2 protein-coding genes are annotated in these 2,763 nt (G+C 55.5%); both read right to left on the bottom strand.

Translation table 11 applies throughout. The features are described from left to right. Window positions 1-1,525: B12-binding domain-containing radical SAM protein (locus tag ACOSYY_RS06895; RefSeq protein ID WP_421661530.1), on the bottom strand; the 1,525-nt coding region annotated here is incomplete at its 3' end. A 3-nt stretch (window positions 1,526-1,528) separates the two neighbouring features. Beyond that, window positions 1,529-2,763: B12-binding domain-containing radical SAM protein (locus ACOSYY_RS06890; protein ID WP_421661529.1), on the bottom strand; the 1,235-nt coding region annotated here is incomplete at its 5' end.

Below are 2,763 nucleotides of genomic sequence, written 5' to 3'. Positions count from 1 at the left end.
CAAGAACAAACTGTCGAGTTTCCAGCGCTTCATCAAACGTTTCGCCCGGAAACCCGTAAAACGCCATCACATGGTTCCAGATCCCCGCCTTCGCCGCCATCTGGAGATTGCGCTGGATCACTCGCTTCGTGGCATGCTTGTCCATGAGATTCAAGACCCGCTCGTTCGCCGATTCCATCCCGTAATAGAGCGTGCAGCAGCCGGCCTTGGCCGCCAGATCCCACGTCGCCTGATCTTGCAGCGTCTCTTCAAACCGAATGAGCGTCGTCCATCTGATCCCGACGTCTTGATCGATCAGCAGCTGCGACACTTTCTTGAACAGCGCCGGCGGATAGGATTCATCGGAGAAGAGAAAGTGCCGGCAGTGGTACTTGTCCCGTAGAACCTTGATCTGGTCGATCACCAGCTGAGCCGGCATCCCCCGGTACTGATCGAAGTAGCCTTGACCATGATCGCAAAACGTACAGCGCCCCCAGTAGCAGCCGCGCGTCGCCAAGTAAGGAATGATGAGTTCGGGAACGAAGTACCGATCGAGCGGCATCCCGTCAAAATCAGGCAACGGCAGCGCGGTTGTCTTCTCAGTGTAGATTTCCGGATTCCGCTGGAGGCCCGACTCATCGTGATAGATCAAGTTGGGGACGGAGGCAAGAGGCCGCTGACCGTTCAACGCTTCGATAAGCCACAACAGCGCATGTTCCCCTTCATAGAGGATTGCCGAATCAAACACGTCTGTAAAAAATCTTTCGTGATTGACGAGATCTTCATGTAACCGGGTGATGACGTTGCCACCGACCACCACATGGACCTGTGGGAACGTCTCCTTGATCATCTTGCCGAATGTCAACCCGGCCAACAGCTGCATCTGCGTCCCAATGGAAATTCCGACCACGTCCGGCTGCTCTTTCGCCACATCCGGCATGACCAGCTGATTGCAGAGATCCCGATAGACATTCACCTGCTCATCTTCCAAGCAAGCAAACACTTCTTTGGAAACACCGGGGCGATACCCGAGATTGCTTTCCATCGGATAGAACACAAGGGAAGCAGGATAGTAGGCGGCGGAGATATAGGCCATCGTCTCGCGGAAGGTGTTGAGCGCGCCTTCCAGCATCTCCGCTTCATAAAAACGTTCGCCACGCACGATCAACTTGGCATCCTCGGCCCGATCCGCCAGATCGAAGACATCGACGCCGGAGGCCTGTTCCACGACCGCCATTTGATTCACGTCTCGCTCTGTCAGGACTCCACCCTTCTCCTTCTCTTGCAAGGCCTTCAGTTGCATGCCCAAGCGAGCCTTCACCCAGATCAAAAACTCCAGGCTGAAGAAGTGATCCCACATGCCGATGTTGATATCGCGCTGGATGACCGTGTGACCGGCCTCGCGCAGAACGGCTGTGAGCGACGGCAAGGCGAGATATGGCGCCGTCGGCACCCACTCTGGCGGAAAGATGAGCATGACCTTGGATGTCTTCCGGTCGGCTTTGGCCAAAGGAATGAGGCCGTCTATTTGAACCAGATCACTCATTCGTCACATCTTTCCCGCGAGCGTCGGCACCACTCCTGCCGTTTTGATTGCTTGATACTGTAGATCCGGCAGCTTCCCTAAACCAAACTTTGAGATATACAGGAAGATATATTCACGAATATAGAGGCGCAAATCCCAGCCGGGATTGTGATTCCGTTCGAACTGCTCGAACACCCGCTCCGCCTCTTCGATGCTCATGCCGTTCTTGACCGTATAGTAATAGTCCAGCGCCAGATCCCAATCCGGATTCTTGTATGCCGTCACACCCCACTTCTCCGGATGTTTCGCCACCGGATTGTGCCGTCCCAGATCGAACGTACCGAATCCCAGCGAATGGACATGGTTCTTGTTCTGCTCGAGGAACTGCACCGACTGCCACGCCTCTTCCTTCGTCTCGCCGGGAAAACCGAAGAAGCCCATACAGTGGTTCCAGATACCCGCCTCCGCCGTGAGCTTGAGGTGCTTCGTCATGACTTCCGCCGTCGTCGCCTTATCCATCAACTGCAACACCCGCTCGACGCCCGACTCGTAGCCGAAGTGGAGATAGCGGCAACCCGACTCCTTCGCATCCCGCCAGACGGCGTCTTCCAATAGACTCTTCTCGAACCGCATATGCGTCGTCCAGAAGATATCCATGTGGCTCTCGACCAATCCTCGAGAGAGCTTGCGGAACAGCGCCGGCGGATAGGACTCGTCGGTAAAGTGAAAATGTTTGGCGCCGTACTTGTCGCGCAGATAGGTGATGTCGGCGAGGATGTCCTGAATCTTTTTCGACCGATAGCCGGCGGTATAGCCCTCGCCATGGTCGCAGAACTCGCAACGTCCCCAATAACACCCACGCGTCGCCAGATAGGGCAAGACACGGGTTGGAACGAAATACTTCTCAAGCGGCAATCCGTCGAAGTCCGGCGGCGGCAGCGCAGCCATGTCCTCCGCATAACTCAACGGAGAAACATGAATACCCGTCTCGTCTTTATAGATCGCATTCGGCACATTGGCCAAACTCCGCTTGGCGCCGACCGCCTCGACCAATTGCGTGAATGCCGTCTCCCCTTCATAGACCACGGCACTGTCGAAATACTGAAAGAGGGGCGACTCAGGCAGCACGTCGCGTAAGCGGGTCACCGTGTTGCCGCCGATCGTAATATGGATATGGGGAAAGTGTTGTTTGATGAGAGCACAGAAAGTCATGGAGGAGAACATCTGCTGCTGCAGCACAATTGAGATCCCGATCACAT

The organism is Nitrospira sp. BLG_2 (assembly GCF_049222245.1).
Note: the sequence above shows the minus strand (reverse complement) of the source record. Positions and strands in the feature narration are given on the sequence as shown.